This is a genomic window from Promicromonospora sp. NPDC060271, from assembly GCF_042726755.1.
Classification (GTDB): Bacteria; Actinomycetota; Actinomycetes; order Actinomycetales; family Cellulomonadaceae; genus Promicromonospora.
Genome location: NZ_JBHXBG010000001.1, coordinates 33,173 through 52,583, shown reverse-complemented (window position 1 = coordinate 52,583; position 19,411 = coordinate 33,173). Strand labels below are relative to the sequence as shown.

Here is a 19,411-nt window from a genome sequence, read left to right as displayed (position 1 = left end):
TGAGATGAACGTTCTTCAGCCCATCCGGCACCTCCCGAACGAGTGCACCTTGCCCCGACGCGCGGTCCACCTGGAACGGCAGGCCTGCCGTCAACCGGTGCGCGGCCCCGGCACCCAGTCCACGTCGTCGCGCACCCACACCGCGCCGTCCGGACCTGGCCGGGCGTCGTCGGAGAGCCAGTAGGTCTCGTCGGGGTTCCACCCGGCGATCACGCTCGCGGTGTCGCCGTCGACCGGGACGGCGGTCCCGGCCGCGGTGAGGTACGCGGCGGCGGTGAGGTGGACGGCGTCGTGGTCGGCGGCGACCGCTGCCCAGTCGGGCAACAGCCAGCGTCCGTGGCGCCCGGTGGTGCGGTACCAGTCGTGCCGCTTCTGCTCGGTCACCTCCAGCGGGTACGTCCGGCACAGCGCGGCCCACGCGTCGGGGCCGTCGATCTCGTAGACGCGGGCGCCGGCCGGCGTGGCTACGCGGTGCGTGACGGCGCGTTCCCAGCCCATGTCGTCCTCGACGAGCCAGACGCCGACGGGCCCGGTATCGCCGAGGCTCCTGGTCGTCCGGACGAGGTCCGACGGCGGGGTCGACCACCACTCGCCGCTCCAGGACGCCTCCGGGTCGGCGAGCCGGTCCGCCCGGGCCCGAGCCTCCTGGACCGCGACGTCGGCGCGCCAGCGGGCCAGCCGGTCCGCCGCGCGCGGCGCCTGCTCCCCGTAGCCGCCGTCCCAGGTGACGGCGTGCTGGTCGGCGCGGTCGAGGGGCGCGCTCCACCAGTCGATGCCGGTCGCGGAACCGGCGACGTGCCGGGCGACGCGGCCCAGGGCGGCACGCACGACGGGCGTGGCGGCGAGGACGTCGCTGCCGTCGGGCTCCTGCCAGTAGCGGGCGTTGGCCACCGCGTCGGCGAAGGCGCGCAGTGCGGCGACCTGGCCGACGTCGGCGAGACGGGCCGTCTCCAGCAGGGACGCCACGGACTCGGCGGTCGCAGCGGGCGGCGTCTCGCGCGCGCCGGAGCCGGAGAACGACACGAGCCGCACCTGGCCGGGGTCCAGGTCGAAGGCCGCCGACATCACCGCCGACGTGAGCGACGCGTCGGCAGCCAGCGCGAGCTCCAGCAGGAACCGGCGCCCCCGCCATCCGTCCAGCAGCGCCTCCGGAGTGATCACCGGACGCCGACCGTTCTCCGGGACAGCTCGGGCACGCCGTCGCCGCTGAGGTCGTCGAGCACGGCCGGCCGGCCCGCCATCGCCATGACGAGGGAGAGCAGCGGCCCGCCGACCTCAGGACCGGAACCCGACCGGAAGTCGGCGTCGGTCGCGATGAGGCGTAGCCCCTTGACCACCGACCGGCTGTTGACCGCGAAGTCCTTGACGGCGAAGAACCGGGCGACGGCGAGGAGCCCTTCGGCGTCCGGCTCGTGCCTGAGGCCCAGCGGCCGGCGGATGTCCTCGGCGTGGACGACGAGCTCGCCCAGCCCCGCCGGGCTCTCCTTGCTGGGCAGGCCGATCGGCCCGGTCTCCGCGAAGCGCTCGAGCGTCGCCACCGGTGTGGCGCCGCGGAACTCCTCCAGGCGCCGCCGGTTGTGCACGTCGGCGTCGAACCGCGCACCGACGATGCTGCGGATCCATCCCCAGGTCGAGAGCATCGACGCGGCGCCGAGGTGCGCGACGACGTCCTCGACGTCCCATGCGTCGCACAGGGTCGGCGAGCGCCACTGCTCGGGCGTCAACGTGCGCAGGTCGTCGACGAGTGCCGAACGCTCACGGTCCTGGATCTCTGACAGGCTGGTCACGGTGCGACCTTACCGACGTCGCGACGAGTTGCCGGGTCTTTTGCGCGATCGTCGGCCAGGCGACCGGCGGCAGGTCGTGGCCTACGCCGTCGAGGGCCACGAGCTTCGCGCCGCGGATCTCGCGTGCGACGGCGCGGGCCGCCGACATCCGGATGAGCGGGTCGTCCCTGCCCTGCAGCACGAGGGTGGGTGCCTGGACCTCGCGCAGCCGTGCGCCCCGCCAACGCGCGTGGAGCTGGCGGCCGATCCCGGCCATGTCTCGCGGTCCGGTCGCCAGCCCGCGCTCTATCCGGTCCAGGGCAGCGGCCTCGTCGCACGGGTTCGCCCGCGACGCCATCCCCTTGGCGATGGCGAGCGACGCGGCGATGTCGCCCGCGTGGCCCGGGGGATGGCGCTTCGTCACGTTGCGGGCGACCAGCCCGAACCGGAGGTGGCGCAGGGCGCGGTACCCGACCGCGTCGCTCGGCGTGGCGTCGCACGAGACCAGGGCGAGCACCCGGTCGGGATGGCGCAGCGCGACCCGTTGCGCGACGACGCCGCCCAGCGAGTGCCCGAACACCACCGCGCGGTCCCAGCCGACGGCGTCGAGCACCGCGACGGCGTCGTCCGCCATGTCCTCGGCCGTGTAGGCGCCTGCCCCAGGCCTGCGCAGCATGCGCCAGTGCCCGTGCCGCACGGTCTCGCTGAACCTGGTGGACGCGCCGGTGTCGCGCTGGTCGTAACGGACGACGTCGAACCCCTCGTCCGCGAGGGCCTGGCAGAAGCCGTCCGGCCACCAGAAGCGGGAGATCGCGAGGCCCATCACCAGCAGGAGCGGGGTGCCTCCGCGCTTGCCGAAGCGGTCGTAGGCGAGCTCGACGTCGCCGCTGCGCGCGTACGTGGTCGGCGACCAGGTGTCTGTATCGGTCACCCGAAACATTGTCGTCCGGGATCGGCGCACTCGCCCGAGTTCGCGGCGCCCGTGGCCACCCGCTGGTTGACTGTGCGCATGACGCGGATGCGGTGGGTGAGCCGGGCGCTGGACGGCCCGAACTGGGTACGGCTCGCTACGGCGGTGCTGGTCGCCGCGCTCCTGGGCTGGCTGCTCGCCCCGGACTCCGTCGCGGCCGCGCTGCTGGGTGGGTGGGCCGGAGCCGGGCTGGTGTTCGTGACCTGGACCGCTCTGGTGATCGTGCCGATGGACCCGGAGGCGACCAGCGAGCACGCGGTGCGCGAGGAGCCCACGCGCGGTGTCGCGCACCTGATAGTGCTGCTCGCGGCGGTGACCAGCCTGGCCGGTGTCGCGGTGACGCTCGTGGGTGGCGTGCTGGGCAGCGGCGACATCACGATGGCCACGGTGCTCGCCTCGGTGGTGGTGTCATGGGCCTGCGTGCACACGGTGTTCGCGCTCCACTACGCCCGCGCCTACTACACCGCCCCGGCCGGCGGGATCGACTTCCACCAGTCGGAGCCGCCCCGGTACACCGACTTCACCTACCTGGCGATCACGGTTGGCATGAGCTTCGCCGTCTCGGACACGGACCTCGCCTCCTCCGCGATGCGCCGGGTCGCGCAGGTCCACGCCCTGCTGGCCTACCTGTTCGGCACGGTGGTCGTGGCGCTGCTGATCAACCTGGTCGCGGGCCTGGCCGGTACCTGATCCCCGAGCAGTCGCACCACGGCCGCTGCCGCCTCCCGGCCCGCGCGGTTGGCCCCGACCGTCGACTGCGACGGGCCGAAGCCGATGAGGTGCAGCCGCGGCTCGCCGGCCACCTGGGTGCCGGTCAGCGCTATGCCGCCCAGCTCGTTCCGTAGCCGCAGCGGGTCGAGGTGCGTCAGGTCGGCCTTGAACCCGGTGGCCCACAGGATGGTGTCCACCGGGGTGAACGTGTTGTCCGCCTCGCGAACGCCCATGGGCTCTATCGCCTTGAACATCGGCCGGCGCTCCAGGACACCGCGGGCCTTCGCCGCGAGCGCGTACGGCGTCCAGGCCAGCCCCGTGTACGAGACGACGCTCCCCGTCGGCCGGCCCGCCGCGACGTCGGCCATGACCTTGGCGATGGTCTCGCGGCCCACCGTCTCGGGCTGGAACTCGCGGTCGAGGAAGACGGGCTCGCGGCGGGTGTACCAGCGGGTGGTCGCGACACGCGAGATCTCCTCCAGGAGCTGCAGCGCGGAGATGCCGCCGCCGACCACCGCCACGCGCTGCCCGGCGAAGTCCTCCGCCCGGACGTAGTCGCGGGTGTGGAGCTGGCGGCCCACGAACGTCTCCTGCCCCGGGTAGTGCGGCAGCACGGGGTTGGTCCAGGTGCCTGTCGCGTTGATGACCGCCCGCGTGGTCCAGGAGCCCCTGTCGCTCGTCACGACGAGGTCGCCGTCCGGGTCGTCGTCGGCCCGGCGCACCGCCACCACCTGGACCGGACGCAGGATCGGGAGCCCGAACGCCTGCTCGTAGCCGGCGAAGTACCGCGGGACGGCGGCGCGGCTGGGCTCGGTCGTGTCGACGGCGGGCTGGGTCAGGCCCGGCAGGTCGAAGATGCCGTTGACCGTCGCCATCCGCAAGGACTCCCAGCGGTGCTGCCAGGCGCCGCCCGGCGCGGGGTTCGCGTCCAGGACCACGAAGGTGCGTTCGGCGTCGGGCTGCTCGACGGCGCTCACGAAACCCCGGTGCCGCAGGTGGTACGCCGCCGAGAGACCGGCCTGGCCGCCGCCGATCACCACCACGGTCGCCCGGCGCGGTTCGTCGCTCACACGGTGAACAACACCCGGGTCGCGCGGATGTTCCCGCGACCCGGGGCCTGTGATCGGCATAACGTCAGGTGATCGGCAGCTCGGAATGCCGATCACCTGACGTTCTACCGATCACGCTGGCAGCGGTGCGGGCGTGGTGATACGGCGGACCGCCTCCGTGACCGTGTCCAGGCGTGGCACCTCCGTGTCCAGGGCGCGGTGGATGGTCAGGCCCTCGATCAGCGCGTCGAGCATCCGCGCCGTGACCGGGTCGAAGTGCCGCTCCAGCGCCGCCCGGGACCGTGACATCCACGCGTTGGTCAGCTCGCGGTACGCGGGCTCGCGGGCCGCGAGCGTGTAGAGCTCGTGCGTCAGCACGAGGTCTCGCTGCGTGCCGAACACGTCCCGCGTAATGGTCTCGACCACAGCCGTCCGCGCGCTCGCCAGGTCGGTCGCCTGGCTCATCCGGCGCTCGAACCCGTCGCTGACGCCCCGGGCGAACCGGCCGAACGCCTCCCGCAGCAGCTCGTCCATCCCGGCGAAGTGGTAGGTCATCGACCCGAGCGGCACGTCGGCCGCTGCCGCCACCTTGCGGTGCGAGACCCCCGAGAGCCCAACCTCCGCGATCAGGTCGAGGCAGGCGTCGATGATCCGGTTCCTGCGGTCGGGATCGTGCCGCCGTACGGTCATCTGGTGCCGCCGCGGTCAGAGCTCGCGGACCACGCGGGCGGGGTTCCCGACGGCGACGACGTTCGCCGGCAGGTCCCTGGTGACCACCGCGCCGGCCCCCACCACCGTGTTGTCCCCGATCGTCACGCCGGGGCACACGACGACACCGCCACCGAGCCAGACGTTGTCGCCCAGCACGATCGGCAGCGCCGCCTCGAGCTTGTCCCGGCGCGGCTCCGGCTCGACCGGATGGGTCGGCGTCAGGAGCTGGACCCCCGGACCGATCTGGCAGTCCGCGCCGATCGTGATGGTCGCGACGTCCAGGGCCGTCAGGTTGTAGTTGACGAACGTGCGCGGGCCGATGTGGAGGTTCTCGCCGTAGTCGACGAACAGCGGCGGCTTGACGTACGCGTCCTCCCCCAGCGTCCCGAGCAGCTCCGCCAGCAGCGACCGGGCGCCGGCGTCGTCGGCCACCGAGGCGCGGTGGTACGCGTCGGCGAGCCGGAGGGCACGCTGGGCGAGCCGGGCGTTCTCCGGGTCGTCGGCGACGTACAGGTCGCCGGCGAGCATGCGTTCGCGGTTCGTCCGGGGGTCGTCGGCAAAGTAGTCCTGGGCCATGGACACAGCCTAGCGAGCGATGTGTACGTTCGTACGCTCAGCGGCCCGCCGAGCGTCGGACCGCCGTCACGCGCAGCAGCACGAGCGTGTCGACCGCCAGCCTGGGGCAGACCAGGCCGACCTCCTCGAGGACCCGGCCGCCGAGCTCGACGCCCTTGACCCAGGCCGGCGCGTCGGCGGGGCTCACGGCGCCGTCGGACGGCGCGACCAGCTCCACCCGGTACGTGCGGCCGGGGTCCAGGCCGGGCAGCGTGATCCGGCCCGGCGGGTCCGTGAGCGGGTGCTCGACCACGGCGACCCGGTAGGCGGCCTCCGACCGGTCGGCGGCGACCACGCCCTCGACCTGGACGGCCGGGTCGGTGGGGTCGGCGCGCACGACGTCGCCCGTGTGCAGCAGGTCGCGCAGCGACTTGTGCACCGCCACCCACTCGGCGAGCTCGTCCAGGTCCGTGTCGCTCACCGCGGACAGGTCCCACTCGACGCCGAGGTGCCCCCACACCGCGGTGCCGGCCCGGAAGTCCAGGTCGAGGGACCGCCCGGTGGTGTGGTCCCGCGCGGAGCCGACGTGCGTGCCGAGCAGCTCGGGCGGCAGGAGCAGCGAGGTCCAGCGCTGCATGCGCTGGCGCTCGTGGGCGTCGATGTTGTCGGAGACCCAGACCCGGTCGCAGCGTTCCATCACGCCGAGGTCGATCCGCCCGCCCCCGCCGCAGCACGACTCGATCTCCAGGCCGGGGAACCGGCTCTTGAGCGCGTCCATGAGCCGGTAGGTGGCGAGCGTCTGCACGTGCACGCCCGGCACGCCGGTCGGCTGGTGCCCGGCGTCCACCAGCGGCCGGTTGTGGTCCCACTTGACGAAGTCGACGCCGTACCGGGCCACCAGCTCCGACATCCGCTCCAGCACGTGGTCGAACGCCCCGGGGTGCCCCAGGTCCAGTACGTGCTGCTGCCGCGAGGGCACGCCGGGACCGCGCCCGGTGCCGAAGAGCCACTCCGGGTGCTCGCGCGCGAGGTCGGAGTCGAGGCTGACCATCTCGGGCTCGAACCACAGCCCGAACTGCATGCCCAGCTCGTGCACCCGGTCCGTCAGCGGAGCCAGGCCGTCCGGCCAGACGCCGTCGTCCACGTACCAGTCGCCCAGGCCCGCCGTGTCGTCGCGGCGTCCACGGAACCAGCCGTCGTCGAGCACGTAGCGCTCCACGCCGACGGCGGCCGCCTTCTCCGCCAGGTCGAGCAGGTGCGGCAGGTCGTGGTCGAAGTAGACCGCCTCCCACACGTTGAGCAGCACCGGACGCGCGGAGCGCGGATGCTGCGGCCGGGCCCGCAGGAACCGGTGCACGCGGGACGAGAGCTCGTCCAGGCCCTCGCCCCACGACGCGACCAGCCAGGGCGACCAGTACTCCTCGTCGTGTGCGAGCACGCGCTCGCCCGGCAGCAGGAGCTCGCCGCCGCGCAGCAGCCGCCAGCCCGACGGCGAACGCTCCGCCGTGAGCACCTGGTTGCCCGACCACGCGAGGTGCACGCCCCAGACACGGCCGCGCCGGAACCCGAACCCGGACTCGCCGGCGCACAGCATCGTGGCGCTGTCATGACCCGGCCGGCCGCCCCACGCCTCCCGCACCCAGGAACCCTGGTCGAACGGCCTGCGCTGCGGTGTGCGCTCGCGGCTGTGCCGCCCGGTCATGTCGAGCAGCTCGTTCGCCTGCTCACCCACCGGCAGCGCCGGCAGCAGGGAGACCACCTCGTACCCGTCGGGCCCGGTGTTGCGGACTCCCGCGCGCAGGCGCAGCAGGCCCGAGGCGTGCAGCTCCAGCTCGGTGGTGACCACGAGCCCGTTCACGGCGTCGGTCCCGGTGCTGCGTACGCGGACGGCGCCAGGGGCGCCGTCGGGCCACCCGGGTGTGCACGCCTCGGTGACGTCGTGCGTGACGGCGTCGAACGACACCGACCAGGACCGGCCGGCCCGTGAGCCGACCAGTCCCGGCCGGCCGAGCCAGCCGGAGGAGTGCCGCGGCAGCAGAGCCACCACCGGGTTGGCGTAGACCACGCTGTCGCCGACCGGCCGGGCGGTCGCCTCCAGGATCGGTCCGGTCTCCACGTCCCCCAGGTCGGTGCCCCAGTACAGGAGGCACGGCAGCTCCGTGTCCTCCAGCCGCAGCACCACGCTCGTGCCCCCGCGGCGCAGGTGTTCCGCGATGACACCCGTGCTCAGCTCCATGCCGTCCTCGTCCCCTCGTCGTCCAGCGTGTGGTCCTCCTGTTCGAGCCGTACTACTCGAACAGGGCGTTGACCTGCTCGTTCGCCTCGGTCAGCGAGCTGACGTCGGCCTTGCCACCCAGCACTTCGTCCATCGCGGCGGTCATGATCGCGTGGATGTCGGACGCGTGCTCCGTCACCGGGAACAGGAACGTCGTGCCGTCCTCGACGTGCGTGGTGAACGGCGTGACGTCGATCCCCTTCTCGGCGAACGCCTCCGTGGCGATCTCGGCCGAGCTGGTGATGGCCGGGAAGACGACGCCCGCGGCACCGACGATGTCCTGGCACTCGGTCGAGCCGAGGAACGCCACCCACTTCGCGGCGCCTTCGGGGTTGTCGGTGCCCGCCCAGACGGAGTCGGCCAGGCCGTTGAACATGCTGGCGCGCTGCCCGCTCGGCCCGGTGGGCGTCGGCGCCAGGCCGACGTCCACGCCGTCGTAGCCGAAGTAGGTCGAGAGCATCCAGTCGCCGTTGATGTTGATGGCGGACTTGCCGGCGCCGAAGTTGTCGTTCACCGAGGCGCCGATGGTGGTCTCCAGCGGCGGCATGTACCCCTTCTCGATGAGGGAGTACCACCAGGCGATGGTGTCCTGGAAGCGCGGGTCGTCGTAGTTGTAGTGCGTGCCCCACGGGTTCTTGTCGGTGAGGGTCCAGCCGGTCGTGGCCGCGTACATGCTCCACTCGGTCTGCCCGTTCTCGTAGCCCGCGCCGGGGATGCCGAGCCCGTAGACCGCGACGTTCTCCTTGTCGAAGCCCGGCTCGTCGCCCCGCACGCCGTCGGCGTCGACCGTGAGGCGCGCGATGGCGGCCTCGTAGCTGCCGCCGTCGTCCGGGTTCCAGTCGAGCTCCTGCATGTCCTTCGCGCTCAGCCCGGCGTCCTCGATCATCTGCTGGTTGTAGAAGATCGCGACGGTGTCCCAGTCCTTCGGCAGGCCGTACCGCTTGCCGTCCTGGGCCACCCACAGGTCGGCCAGACCCTCGGAGTACTGGTCGAGGTCGACGTCCTGCACGTGCTCGTCCAGCGGCATGAGCTGCCCGTTGGCGACGAACTCCGGGTACTTGGACACGTGGTCGGTGAACACGTCCGGCCCGGTGTCCGAGGAGAAGGCCGTGGTCAGCGCGGACCAGTAGTCGTCCCAGCCGCGCTGCGTGATCTTCACCGTGAGGTCGGGGTTGGCCTCGTGGAAGGCGTCGGCGCACTGCTGGTACGCGGGCTGCTGGTTCGCGTCCCACAGCCAGTAGTCGATCTGGCCGGCGGCCTCGGCGGCGTCCGCGCCGCTCGAGCACGCGGCCAGGGAGAGCGACGCGAGGGCAGCGGCACTGACACCCGCAAGCGTCCTTCTGTTCATGTCGTACGTTCCTTTCACAGGTTGTGCAGGGCTGGGCAGGGCTGGCGGGAAGCCGGGGCTACTTGATCCCCGAGAACCCGATTGAGTTGATGACCCGGCGGCCGAAGACGGCGAAGAGGATCACGATGGGCAGGGCCGCCACGAGCGACGCGGCCATGAGGCCGGCCCAGTCCGGCGCACCCTGCGGCGTCTGGGACCGGAACACGCCGAGCGCGACGGTGAGCACCTTGGACTCCTCCGTCTGGCCCACCAGGAGCGGCCAGAAGTAGTCGTTCCAGGAGTTGATGAAGGTGAGGATGCCGAGCGTCGTGACCGGCGCCGCCGAGATCGGCAGGATGATCCGGAAGAAGATGCGCCACGGCCGGGCGCCGTCGATCATCGCCGCCTCGTCGATCTCCCGGGGGATGCCGAGGAAGAACTGGCGCATGAAGAAGATCGCGAACGGCGTCATGAAGAGGCTGGGCAGCATGATCCCGGGCAGGGTGTTGAGCAGGCCCAGCGACTTGACCGTCAGGAAGTTCGGCAGCGACGTGAAGATCGGCGGCACCAGGAGCGCGCCGAGGAACACGGCGAACCACGCGTCGCGTCCGCGCCACCGCAGGCGGGAGAACGCGTAGGCGGCCATCGCGGAGAACAGGACCTGGAAGACGGTGATGCCGGTGGCGACCACGAGCGAGTTGCGCAGGTAGAGCCAGAAGTTCAGCGACCCGCCCGACCCGCCCTCCGCGAGCGCCTCCTCGGGCGTGGCGAGGCCGAACACCCGCTCGAACGGCCCCGGCGTGAGGTCGGCGGGCAGCGGTGAGAAGGACTGGGCGGCCAGGGCGTGGTTGTCGGACAGCGCGGTCCGCAGCATCCAGTAGAAGGGCAGCACGGTGGCCAGGACGAAGAACCACAGGACGATCCAGGCGAGCGCCCGTCCCCAGGTGATCCGTGTACGCATGTGCGCTCCGCTCAGGAGAGGTCGGACTCGCCGGCGCGCAGCAGACGCATCTGCGCGAATGCCGCCCCGGCGAGGATGAGGAAGAGGACTACCGACATGGCCGAGGCGTAGCCGAAGTGGCCGCGCTCGAACGCCTGCTCGTAGATGTAGAGCTGCAGCACGCGCGAGGCGTTGCCCGGCCCGCCGGACGTGGTCACGGCCACGGTGTCGAAGATTTGGAAGGCGCCCGTGACGGTGATGACGAGGACGAGGACCAGCACGGGGCGCAGCAGCGGCAGGGTGATGCGCCAGAAGGTGCGCCACTCCCCCGCGCCGTCGACCGACGCCGCCTCGTACACGCTGCGCGGGATCATCTGCAGGCCCGCGAACACCAGCAGCGCCGTGTAGCCGAGGTGGCGCCACGTGTTGACCGCTGCGATGGTGGGGATGGTCCAGGCCTCGTCCCCGAAGAACGCCACCTTGGGCAGCCCGACGGCGTCGATCACCGCGTTGACGATGCCGATGTTGTAGTCGAGCATCCAGTACCACAGCAGCGCGACCACGACGTTGGCGATGAGGTACGGCAGCAGCAGGCTGCCGCGGATGAGCACCGACGTGGTGAGCCGGTGCATGAGCACCGCGAGGCCGACGGCGAGGACCGTCTGGAGCCCGATGTTGAGCACGACGTACAGGAGCGTGACGCGGACGGCGTTCCAGAACACGTCGTCCTGCGCCATGTCGAGGTAGTTCCGCAGGCCGACGAAGACCGGGCTGCCGAGCACGTTGTACTCGGTGAGCGACAGGTAGGCGCCGCGCAGCGTCGGGTACAGGTAGAAGACGGCGAACCCGACGGCCGCGGGGGCGATCATCCCGAGCGCGGCCCAGAGCTCGGTGCGGGGACAGCGGCGGAGGGCCTGTGCCATCAGTGCCTGCCCTTGGTGATGGCCCAGACGCGCACGTCCTCGCCGGGGACGGCGGACCGGATCCGGCCGGTGGTGTGGCTCCGCTGCCCGGTCCACAGCTCGGTGACCTCGTACCGGCCGCCGCCCAGGCCGAGGTCGCGCAGGGCGACGTCGGTGGTGCGGGCGGACGCGCCGTAGTTGAACGCCGCGACGTAGGTGGTCGCGCCGTCGCGCAGCACGAACGTGTCGGCGGCCGTGAACCGGTCGGGGCCCGCCTGCACGGGGGCGAAGGACCGGCCGATCTCGGCGATCCGGTTGATCCGCTGGTTCTGCAGCAGGTCGCGCGCCCGCTGCTTGATGACGGGGTGGCCGGTGGCGGTCAGGTCCTCGCTGACCTGGTAGATGCCCGTGATGACGGCGGAGGTGACGCGCGCCCGGTTCTGCCCTTCGGGCCAGATGCTGGGGTACGGGTCGTCGAGCAGGTAGGCGTTGGCGTTGCCGTCGTACTCGTAGTTGCCGAACTGGACGTGGTCGCCGTCGTTGAAGGCGTAGACCTCGTCGAGCCACCAGCCGTAGGTCAGGGAGTTGAGCAGGTACTCGGTGCTCTTCTGGTAGCGGTCGGGCTGGGTGGGGTGCCAGTTGTTCAGCGCGCCGTGCACGTCGCACGAGATGCGGCGGGCATGGGCGAACTCGGAGGCGAACAGGGGCGAGATGGCCAGGTCGACGAACATGTCGTCGCCGACGACGTCGACGACCTGCGCCATGCCCTGGCGGAATGCCTGCTGGCCCGTGTGCACCGACTCGTCGAACCAGTCGTCGGCCTCGACGTAGCCGTGGGTCAGGAAGTCGAGCTTGACGTAGCGCACGCCGAGCTCGCGGAACTTGCCCAGCGCGGTCCTGGCGCGGTTCTGCACGCCGGGGTTGGTCGGGTCGAGCGCCCAGGCCCCGTCGATGTTCACCGGCACGCCGTTCACCTTCAGCGCCATCTCGCGGTAGGTCTGGTTCTCGCAGGTGTCGCAGAGCTTGGTGCCGCCGATGCGCTCGTCGAGCCCTTCCTTCCAGAAGTTGGCGAACGGCTGGAAGTAGAGGGCCGGCTCCTGGCCGCGCGCCTTGACGTCCGCGACGTACTGCTCGAGCTCCGCCCAGGAGGTGTCGGGGTCCTCGAACGAGTACTCGGGCGCGAGCATCTTGTCCCAGTAGGAGTCGACGCCGACGTACGGACCCTTGGCCGACCGGGTGTTGCGGAAGGCGGGCGTCTCCTCGGCGAGGAACTCGGAGACCTCGTCCATGACGGCGGCGTCGCCCCCGCGGGCGCCGAGGCCGCCCCAGCTGTTGAACCCGAACGGCGTGCCGTCCGACCACGTGCGCGACTGCGCCACCTCGGCTGCCGCCCGGCCGAACGTCTCCATGCCCTCCCGCCAGTCGGCGTAGTAGCCCACGAACATGCGCGGCGAGCGCACCGTCGTGCCACTGACGTCAGCGTGCGGCTTGAGCTCGCGGTTGAACTGGTACCTGTTCAGGCCGTCGCCGTAGTCGTAGCTCCAGTCGGTCAGGCCCGCAGCGGCCTGGAGCCGGTCGAGCCCGCCGTCGGCGTTCCCGTCGGCCACGACACCGGACTTCCAGGTGTCCCGGTCCAGCGAGCCGACCACGAGGCCGGTGCGCGAGACGTCGTCGAGGAACGAGGTGACCTCGAAGCTGCGCTGCGCGGGCGTGACGTCCTCGATGGCGGGCGTCTCGTAACGGACCCAGTGGTCGTTGTCGAAGGGGACCAGCAGCATCCGGTTGTCGCCGTCGTGCCCCAGGTCCACCGAGCCGGGCCGGTCGGTCATGACCGGCACCATCATCGACGTGGTGACCGGGCCGTCCGTGCCGGTGACGTCGAGCCGTACCGAGAACGAGCGGTCGCCGTCGAACGCGAAGACCTGCCGCAGCGTGGGCAGCCCCGGCTTGGCACAGGTGACGGTCCGCGTGCCGGTGAGCCGGCAGGCGCCGTCGTACCGCTTGGTGGTGACGAAGTCGTCGCCCAGGCGCACTCCGCTGTAGAACCCGGTCACCGCCTGGTGCCGGCCCCACCGCGCGTCGGCGGTGCCGCTGGACAGGGAGTAGTCGACGACGACGTCGCCGCCCCGCAGCGTGACGTGCCTGCGGGCGGGGGCGGCGGGGGTCGGGTCGACGGGCACCGGGTCGGCCGCCGCCGGATCGGTGAGCGCGTAGTCCTTCGCGGTCGCGCCGGCGACCACCACCTGGTCCAGGTCGGGGCCGAGCGAACCGGCCGGTGCGCCGATGGTCAGCCGGTTCTCGCCGGCGTGCAGGGGCAGGGTCACCGAGACGGTGCCGACCCGGTCCCAGCCGCCCGTGGACGCGACGGGCACGGCGACGGTGTCGCCGCCGTCGGGCGTCATGGTCAGGGCGCGGGTGTCGTCGCCGCTGAGGTAGTGCAGCGTGACGTCGTACGAGCCCGCCTCGGGAGCGAGGATGCCCGGCACCGTCACGGTGGACGACGGGTCGATGCTGCCGACCTTGCCACCGCCCGAGCAGGACGAGCAGCCGGACCGGCTCGCGCCGTCCAGGACCACCTGCGTGGCCTCGGCCTCGACGGTGGCGGAAGGCTGTGCCGCGGACGGCTTGGTGTCGGACACGGACAGGGGCGCGGCCGTCACGGGCGCCACACCGACGGTGCCGACGACGGCGAGGGCCAGGCCCACGGCGAGCCACGAACGGGCGGCTCTGCGGGTCCGGGCGGGTTCGGACATGACTGACATGGAGGCTCCTCCGGCGACGTTGCTGGGTGCGGCACACTCAACAGTCTTTTTTTGTTGCTGTCAATTAAGTCGCGCGGCTAGAGTCGGCGCATGCCCGCCAGACCCCAGGCGCCGACGCTGAGCCCGGCCGGGACCCGCGTCCTGCAGCAGCTCGTCATGACCGGCGACGCGTCGCGCACCGCCCTGGCCACCGACACGGGGCTGACGCCGGGCGCCATCACCCGGGCGGTGCGGCCGCTCCTGGAGGCGGGGCTGCTGGACGAGACCGGCGGCCGCGCGTCGACGGAGGGCGCACTGGGCAGGCCGGCCACGGTGGTGACCGTGCGGACTCAGGCGCACCTGGTGATCGGCATCAAGGTCACGGCCGACGAGCTGTTCGGCGTGCTGTGCGACCTGCGGTGCCGCGTGCTGGACGAGCTCACCGTGCCCGTCGGCGACCACGGGCCGGAGGCCGTCGTCGCGCAGGTCGCCGACCTCGTGGAGCGCCTGCGGGCCGGGCGTCCCGAGGTCGGCAGCGTCGGCCTGGCCGTGTCCGGCGACGTCGACGCCGCCTCGGGCCACGTGGCCTACTCACCGTTCCTGGGCTGGCGGGACGTGCCGCTCGGCGCGGAGGTGGCGCGGCGCACCGGCCTGGCGACCACCGTCGAGAACGACGTCCGAGCGCTCCTGACCGGCGAGCGCTGGTACGGCGTGGGGCGGGGACTGTCCTCGCTGGCGCTGGTGACCGTCGGTACCGGCATCGGCTGCGCGCTGCTGGTCAACGGCCAGGTGGTGCACGGCAGCTTCGGCGTGGCCGGCGAGGTGGGGCACGTGCTCGTGGACCCCGAGGGCCCGCTGTGCCACTGCGGCAACCGGGGCTGCGTCGAGGCCGTCGCGGGGTCCGCCTCGATCCTGGAGCGCATGGCGCAGGCCGGGTTCCCCGGCCTGGGCATCGGCGACGTCGCCGAGCTCGCCCGCTCCGGCCAACCGGACGCCGTCCGGGTGCTCGCGGAGGCCGGCAGCGCCGTCGGTACCGGGATCGCGACCATCGCCAACCTGCTCGGCGCCCAGCACATCGTCATCACGGGCGAGGCCATCGGCAGCAGCCCGGAGCCCGCCGACGACGAGCGCGACTACGACGTCATGGACCCCCACGTGCGCGCCGCGTTCGAGCAGCGGGCCTTCGGGTCGGCCGCCCGCTCCGCCATCGAGCTGCGGCCCCTGCGGTTCGTCGACTGGGCGCGAGGCGCGGCGGCCTGCGCCGTCGAGGACTTCGTGACGCACTACGGCAGGTCGTGACGGGCGCCCTCACCGCCCGTCCGCCCCGGCGCGGAACTCTCGCTCGTACGTCTCGGCGGCCTCGGCGACCACCGCCTGGTCGATGGTCGCGACGGCGGTGGTCGCGACCAGCAACGGCTCGCAGTCCGGCCCGCGGCCCGCGATCTCGCCGGTCAGCGCCCACGGGTACCGGTCGGGCGCCAGCAGGTGGGCATACTGGCAGAGCTGCCGCGCCAGCCAGTGCTCGAGCTTCCGGTCCCACCACGGCTCCGGCGTCAGCGGGTTGACGCTGAGCCCGGGCAGCAGGCACCCGCTCTCGTGGTCCCGGCTCGCCGTGGCGGCGTCGGCCACCGGACCCTCGCTGAACCGCACGTAGAGCGGCGACACCGCCTCGACCAGCTCCGCCACCTCGGCGAGCGAACGCAGGTGCGGCACACCGGGCAGCATCAGGCGCTCCCCGCCGTCCGGAAGCGCAGGCCCAGGTGGTCCACGGTGGCGGGCAGCGGGTCCCGGGCCAGGTACTGCCAACGGGCCACGCGCAGGTCCCGCGTCGCCAGCCGCGCCAGCAGGTGGCTCGCGACCAGCAGCACCACGTTCCGGCCCGGGCACGCGGCGGGCCCGCCGCTGAACGGGACGAGCCCCCAGTCGGCGTCGTTGCGGCCGTCCAGCCACGCCTCCGGGACGAACGCGTCGGCGTGCGGCCGCCCGGCCGGGTCGCGGTGGAAGAACGAGCTGACGACGACGAACCCCGTGTGCGCGGGCAGGATCCGCCGGCCCCAGGTCGTCGGACCGGTGGACTCGCGCAGCACCACGAACGTCGTCGGCCACAGGCGCACCGACTCCAGCACACAGGCCCGTGTGTAGGGCAGGAGCGCCGGGCCCGGTCCGGCCTGCCACGACGCCGCGGAGCCGCCCTGACCCGCCTCCGCGAGCACGCGCTCGCGGACCTCGGGCCGCGCGGCGACGATCGCCAGCGCCCGCAAGGCGGCCGCGCCGGCCGCGTCGAACGCGAAGAGCCAGTGCGGCACCTGCCCCACCGCCGTCGCGGGGCCGCTCCGGTGGGCCGAGGCGGCGAGCGAGCCGGGCTCCGGCGCGCGCAGGTAGGACGCGATCCGGCGGTCCAGCTCCTCGCGGAGCCGCGTGCGTCTCGGGCGCAGCCACGACCAGTTCGCATCGCGCCGCAAGGCGTTGAGGATCGCCACGAGCTCACGGTCCCCGCGGGCCTTCGTGCCGAGCACCACCTCCAGCACGATGCCCCACCACGCCTCGTGGAAGGCGTAGGCGTCGAACCGCCCTGACGAGTCGAGCCGCCTGGTCAGGTCCACCACGCCGCGGCGCACGGCGTCGACGAAGGCGGCACCGTCGTCGTGCACCGGCTGGTCCATCTGCAGCGCGTGCTCGTTGAAGGGCCGGCGGTGCCAGCGCTCGGTGGTGGACGAGATGAGCACACCCTCGGGCTGGAAGTGCGCGAGCGCGCCACGCTTCTCCCTCGTGGCCGGCGAGAACGGCTCGGGCGAGTCCTCGAGCAGGCGGCGCACGTCCTCCCGCTCCGTGACCACGACGAACCGCCGCGGCCCCACGCCGAGGACGAGCGGGGCGCGGTCGTGCCGGTCCCGCAGCCCACCCAGGACGGCTCGCGCCGTGCGGTCAGCCTGGTGCCGTTCCGCCCACGCGGTCGCACGCGGCCGCCGGATGATCGCCCCCTGGGCGACCAGCGGCGCGAGCACCTGGCCGACGACCCGTGCGGCCTCTCCCGGGCTGAGGTCGACGGGTGTGCGGTTGGCGGGCGTGGGCATACGTGTGCGGTGGGCGGGCGTGCGGGCCGCGGACGTCGAGCTCATGGCCGGCTCAGCGGTTCGGCGGTTCCTCGGAGATGTCCGCGAGCGCCGACGACGGGTCGCGCTCGACGGCGAGGTCGCCGATCGAGACGATGCCGACCGCCGTGTCGCCGTCCATCACCGGTACGCGCCGTACCGCGGCGTCACGCATCACCTCGACGGCGGTGGCGACGGGGTCGCCGGGGCCGACGGTCACGAGCTGGTCGCTCGCGATCTCGCCGACCGTCGCGTCGAGGCCGCGCCCTTCGGCGAGGCCGCGGACCACGATGTCCCGGTCGGTGATGATGCCGACGATCCGGGACTCGGACTGGACGATCAGCGCACCGACGTCCTCGGAGGCCATCGCGCGGGCGGCTGCCTCGATCGTGTCTGTCGCGTCGACGTTGGTCGGCGCTGGGGTCATGACATCTGCGACTGTCTGGACCATGTCGCACTCCTGACTCGGTAGGGCCGACGGCGGGCTGCTTCACCGACCTCTCCACCATGCCCCGGTGGCCTGCCGCTCGCATCCCTGCTGTCCCGGGCTGGGCAAGCTGTCCGCTGTCTCAGCTGGGCGGCGGCGGGACCGGCCGGGCCGCGAGCGCCGTCGCGACCGCGTGCAGGTTGTGCGCCATGAGGCGCCCGGTGCTGTGCGACCACTCGTGGCCGTGCTCGGTCTGGGGGTACTCGGCGCCGGGGCCGGGGCCCTGGTTCCAGTAGGTCCAGGCCTGGCCGGGGATCGTGTAGCCGATGTCGGCCAGCCCTCCGCTGATCTCGGAGATCACGTGGTGCGCGCCGTCCTCGTTACCGGTGACGACGACCCCGGCCACCCGGTTGTAGGCAACAGGGGTGCCGTCGTCGGCCGTCTCGGACAGCATCGCGTCCATGCGTTCGAGCATGCGCTGCGCCATGGACGAGGGCCGGCCGACCCAGGTGGGGGTGACGACGACGAGGATCTCGGCGTCCAGGAGGCGTGCGTGGACGCCGGGCCAGGTGTCGCCGTCGCCCAGGTCGGTGACCACTCCGGGCGGGATGTCCAGGTCGGCGAGCCGGACGTGCTCCACCGTCACGTCACGTTCCTGGAGTGCGTCCGCGACGACTGCGGCGAGCGCCTCGGTGTTGGACGGTTCGGGGGACTTCTTGAGGGTGCAGCTCACGAACAGGGCCTTCATGGGACCTCCTGGTCTGATCGGGTGGGTGCAGGTCGGGCCGGGTCGGTCGGGCGGTCAGAGGCGCAGGGCGTCGGCGCCGCGCGCGAGGTTGATGATCAGGGCGCCTGCGACGAAGTAGTCCTGCTCGGACGCGCGCTGGGCCGTGCGGACGACGTCGCGGAGCGCTTCCACGGAGCGGTCGAGCCCGGCGACGGCGTCGGCCGCCTCGTCGCGGGCGGCTCCCGCCGCTGCCCGGTCCGCGACGTCCCGGGTGGCGGCGGCGCGCAGGGCGGTGGCGAACGCCCGCAGGGTGGCGGCGAACTCGGGCCTGAGCCGCTGCCCGAGCGCCACCTCCTCGCGCCCGTCCCGTTCCCACTCGACGAGCAGGCGCACTGTCTCGTCGACCACCTCGGCCGACGTGCCGAGGGCGCCGGCCCGGCGGGTCTGGGACGCCACCCAGTACTCGTTGCCCCGGTATCGCACGCGCAGGTTGGCACGCGACGCCTCACGCGTCCGGGCGACGGCGGCACGTGCGCCCTCGACGGTCGGCAGGAGCTGCTGGCGGCGTCGCTCCCACTCGTCGGGATCGAGCGTCCCCCTGTCCTCGAGCCAGTTCGCCAGCAGCTCCACCTGATCGGCCATCCCGTCGCGCAGCCGGCCGAGCGCCAGCTCCGACGGGGTGAGCGGCAGCGGTGGGAGCAGCAGGTTGACGGCGATCCCTATCGACGCGCCGACCAGGATCAGCCCGACGTACGAGCCGATGAACTCCATGCCGTCGCCGTCCCCGCCGCTGCCGAGGATGAGCACGAAGATCGCCGCCATGACGGTCCAGCTGCCCATGTCGCCGAAGATCCGCCAGCCCACGCACAGCAGCGCCAGGCCCACCACCAGCGCGAGCTCGACGAGCCCCGGCAGCGGCAGCAGGTGCACCGTCCGGGCGATGAGCGCGCCGGCCAGCACCGCCGCGACCGACTGGAGGGAGTCGCGCACCGAGCGCACCACCGTGCTGGTGGTGGCGAGCACGGCGCCGAGCGGCGCGTAGTACGGGTACTGGGAGAACGGCTCGGGGGCGAGGAGCCCGACGAACCAGGCGAGGCTGGCCGCCAGCGCGCCCTTGGCGGCCAGCGACCAGCGCGGGTGGCTCAGCCAGGCGCGGTGCACGGCCGAGAGCGCGCCGGCCGGGCGGACCACCGCCGGCGGGAGCCGGGAGTCGACCAT

Annotated in this window: 18 protein-coding genes; 2 read left to right on the top strand and 16 right to left on the bottom strand. The window is 72.8% G+C overall.

The window, feature by feature from the left end; all coding sequences use genetic code 11:
* Nucleotides 1–90 precede the first annotated feature (90 nt).
* From ACFWE2_RS00240 to ACFWE2_RS00230, 3 genes are read right to left on the bottom strand one after another with little or no spacing between them, the layout of a single operon-like run.
* A complete protein-coding gene (locus ACFWE2_RS00240; protein ID WP_377222189.1) occupies nt 91–1,161 on the bottom strand; it encodes a hypothetical protein in 1,071 nt (356 codons plus the stop codon).
* Nucleotides 1,158–1,787 (bottom strand): maleylpyruvate isomerase family mycothiol-dependent enzyme, encoded by a 630-nt coding sequence (locus tag ACFWE2_RS00235; RefSeq protein ID WP_377222188.1) that lies wholly within the window; start codon nt 1,785–1,787, stop codon nt 1,158–1,160. The genes ACFWE2_RS00240 and ACFWE2_RS00235 overlap by 4 nt, the downstream gene beginning before the upstream one ends.
* Nucleotides 1,756–2,697, bottom strand: a complete 942-nt coding sequence (locus ACFWE2_RS00230) for an alpha/beta fold hydrolase (protein WP_377222187.1) — start codon at nt 2,695–2,697, stop codon at nt 1,756–1,758. Before ACFWE2_RS00230 ends, ACFWE2_RS00235 begins: the two co-directional genes overlap by 32 nt.
* A gap of 78 nt (nt 2,698–2,775) precedes the next feature.
* On the opposite strand from ACFWE2_RS00230, the gene ACFWE2_RS00225 reads away from it, so the two are divergent.
* Nucleotides 2,776–3,426 carry a DUF1345 domain-containing protein gene (locus tag ACFWE2_RS00225; RefSeq protein ID WP_377222186.1) on the top strand — a complete coding sequence of 217 codons (651 nt, stop codon included), beginning with the start codon at nt 2,776–2,778 and terminating at the stop codon, nt 3,424–3,426.
* Here ACFWE2_RS00225 and ACFWE2_RS00220 read toward each other — a convergent pair.
* From ACFWE2_RS00220 to ACFWE2_RS00185, 8 genes are all read right to left on the bottom strand, one after another.
* Nucleotides 3,360–4,517 carry an NAD(P)-binding domain-containing protein gene (locus ACFWE2_RS00220; protein WP_377222185.1) on the bottom strand — a complete coding sequence of 386 codons (1,158 nt, stop codon included), beginning with the start codon at nt 4,515–4,517 and terminating at the stop codon, nt 3,360–3,362. The genes ACFWE2_RS00225 and ACFWE2_RS00220 overlap by 67 nt on opposite strands.
* Nucleotides 4,518–4,628: 111 nt before the next feature.
* Complete coding sequence (locus ACFWE2_RS00215) at nt 4,629–5,186, bottom strand: TetR/AcrR family transcriptional regulator (RefSeq protein WP_377222184.1); 558 nt, start codon at nt 5,184–5,186, stop codon at nt 4,629–4,631.
* A gap of 15 nt (nt 5,187–5,201) precedes the next feature.
* Nucleotides 5,202–5,783 carry a sugar O-acetyltransferase gene (locus ACFWE2_RS00210; RefSeq protein ID WP_377222183.1) on the bottom strand — a complete coding sequence of 194 codons (582 nt, stop codon included), beginning with the start codon at nt 5,781–5,783 and terminating at the stop codon, nt 5,202–5,204.
* Nucleotides 5,784–5,820: 37 nt separating this feature from the next.
* Nucleotides 5,821–7,998: an alpha-galactosidase gene (locus ACFWE2_RS00205; RefSeq protein ID WP_377222182.1), complete on the bottom strand. Its 2,178-nt coding sequence runs from the start codon at nt 7,996–7,998 to the stop codon at nt 5,821–5,823.
* Between the two features lie 52 nt (nt 7,999–8,050).
* Nucleotides 8,051–9,385, bottom strand: a complete 1,335-nt coding sequence (locus ACFWE2_RS00200; protein ID WP_377222181.1) for an ABC transporter substrate-binding protein — start codon at nt 9,383–9,385, stop codon at nt 8,051–8,053.
* Nucleotides 9,386–9,443: 58 nt separating this feature from the next.
* On the bottom strand, nt 9,444–10,325 hold the full coding sequence (locus tag ACFWE2_RS00195) for a carbohydrate ABC transporter permease (protein ID WP_377222180.1): 882 nt from the start codon (nt 10,323–10,325) through the stop codon (nt 9,444–9,446).
* An 11-nt stretch (nt 10,326–10,336) separates the two neighbouring features.
* The gene (locus tag ACFWE2_RS00190) at nt 10,337–11,227 is read right to left on the bottom strand and encodes a carbohydrate ABC transporter permease (protein WP_377222179.1); all 891 of its coding nucleotides are present in this window, start codon (nt 11,225–11,227) and stop codon (nt 10,337–10,339) included.
* Nucleotides 11,227–13,968, bottom strand: coding sequence for a hypothetical protein (locus ACFWE2_RS00185; protein ID WP_377222178.1), 2,742 nt, complete (start codon nt 13,966–13,968; stop codon nt 11,227–11,229). Before ACFWE2_RS00185 ends, ACFWE2_RS00190 begins: the two co-directional genes overlap by 1 nt.
* 90 nt (nt 13,969–14,058) lie before the next feature.
* Here ACFWE2_RS00185 and ACFWE2_RS00180 point away from each other — a divergent pair, with 90 nt between their 5' ends.
* A complete protein-coding gene (locus tag ACFWE2_RS00180) occupies nt 14,059–15,246 on the top strand; it encodes an ROK family protein (RefSeq protein WP_377222177.1) in 1,188 nt (395 codons plus the stop codon).
* A 9-nt stretch (nt 15,247–15,255) separates the two neighbouring features.
* On the opposite strand, the gene ACFWE2_RS00175 is transcribed toward ACFWE2_RS00180, so the two are convergent.
* From ACFWE2_RS00175 to ACFWE2_RS00155, 5 genes are all read right to left on the bottom strand, one after another.
* Nucleotides 15,256–15,672 carry a DUF6098 family protein gene (locus ACFWE2_RS00175; protein WP_377222176.1) on the bottom strand — a complete coding sequence of 139 codons (417 nt, stop codon included), beginning with the start codon at nt 15,670–15,672 and terminating at the stop codon, nt 15,256–15,258.
* Complete coding sequence (locus ACFWE2_RS00170; protein ID WP_377222175.1) at nt 15,672–17,066, bottom strand: cytochrome P450; 1,395 nt, start codon at nt 17,064–17,066, stop codon at nt 15,672–15,674. The genes ACFWE2_RS00175 and ACFWE2_RS00170 overlap by 1 nt, the downstream gene beginning before the upstream one ends.
* Before the next feature lie 7 nt (nt 17,067–17,073).
* Nucleotides 17,074–17,490 (bottom strand): CBS domain-containing protein, encoded by a 417-nt coding sequence (locus ACFWE2_RS00165; protein ID WP_377222174.1) that lies wholly within the window; start codon nt 17,488–17,490, stop codon nt 17,074–17,076.
* 118 nt (nt 17,491–17,608) lie between these two features.
* The gene (locus ACFWE2_RS00160; RefSeq protein WP_377222173.1) at nt 17,609–18,214 is read right to left on the bottom strand and encodes a flavodoxin family protein; all 606 of its coding nucleotides are present in this window, start codon (nt 18,212–18,214) and stop codon (nt 17,609–17,611) included.
* Nucleotides 18,215–18,268: 54 nt separating this feature from the next.
* A complete protein-coding gene (locus ACFWE2_RS00155) occupies nt 18,269–19,411 on the bottom strand; it encodes an aromatic acid exporter family protein (protein WP_377222172.1) in 1,143 nt (380 codons plus the stop codon).

Bases quoted from the DNA above. Each gene is read 5' to 3' on its own strand.
- ACFWE2_RS00160 (WP_377222173.1), bottom strand. From the start codon at position 18,214: ATGAAGGCCCTGTTCGTGAGCTGCACCCTCAAGAAGTCCCCCGAACCG.
- ACFWE2_RS00210 (WP_377222183.1), bottom strand. From the start codon at position 5,783: ATGGCCCAGGACTACTTTGCCGACGACCCCCGGACGAACCGCGAACGC.
- ACFWE2_RS00185 (WP_377222178.1), bottom strand. From the start codon at position 13,968: ATGTCAGTCATGTCCGAACCCGCCCGGACCCGCAGAGCCGCCCGTTCG.
- ACFWE2_RS00215 (WP_377222184.1), bottom strand. From the start codon at position 5,186: ATGACCGTACGGCGGCACGATCCCGACCGCAGGAACCGGATCATCGAC.
- ACFWE2_RS00195 (WP_377222180.1), bottom strand. From the start codon at position 10,325: ATGCGTACACGGATCACCTGGGGACGGGCGCTCGCCTGGATCGTCCTG.
- ACFWE2_RS00165 (WP_377222174.1), bottom strand. From the start codon at position 17,490: ATGGTCCAGACAGTCGCAGATGTCATGACCCCAGCGCCGACCAACGTC.
- ACFWE2_RS00180 (WP_377222177.1), top strand. From the start codon at position 14,059: ATGCCCGCCAGACCCCAGGCGCCGACGCTGAGCCCGGCCGGGACCCGC.
- ACFWE2_RS00155 (WP_377222172.1), bottom strand. From the start codon at position 19,411: ATGGTCGACTCCCGGCTCCCGCCGGCGGTGGTCCGCCCGGCCGGCGCG.
- ACFWE2_RS00200 (WP_377222181.1), bottom strand. From the start codon at position 9,385: ATGAACAGAAGGACGCTTGCGGGTGTCAGTGCCGCTGCCCTCGCGTCG.
- ACFWE2_RS00190 (WP_377222179.1), bottom strand. From the start codon at position 11,227: ATGGCACAGGCCCTCCGCCGCTGTCCCCGCACCGAGCTCTGGGCCGCG.
- ACFWE2_RS00205 (WP_377222182.1), bottom strand. From the start codon at position 7,998: ATGGAGCTGAGCACGGGTGTCATCGCGGAACACCTGCGCCGCGGGGGC.
- ACFWE2_RS00225 (WP_377222186.1), top strand. From the start codon at position 2,776: ATGACGCGGATGCGGTGGGTGAGCCGGGCGCTGGACGGCCCGAACTGG.
- ACFWE2_RS00175 (WP_377222176.1), bottom strand. From the start codon at position 15,672: ATGCTGCCCGGTGTGCCGCACCTGCGTTCGCTCGCCGAGGTGGCGGAG.
- ACFWE2_RS00170 (WP_377222175.1), bottom strand. From the start codon at position 17,066: ATGAGCTCGACGTCCGCGGCCCGCACGCCCGCCCACCGCACACGTATG.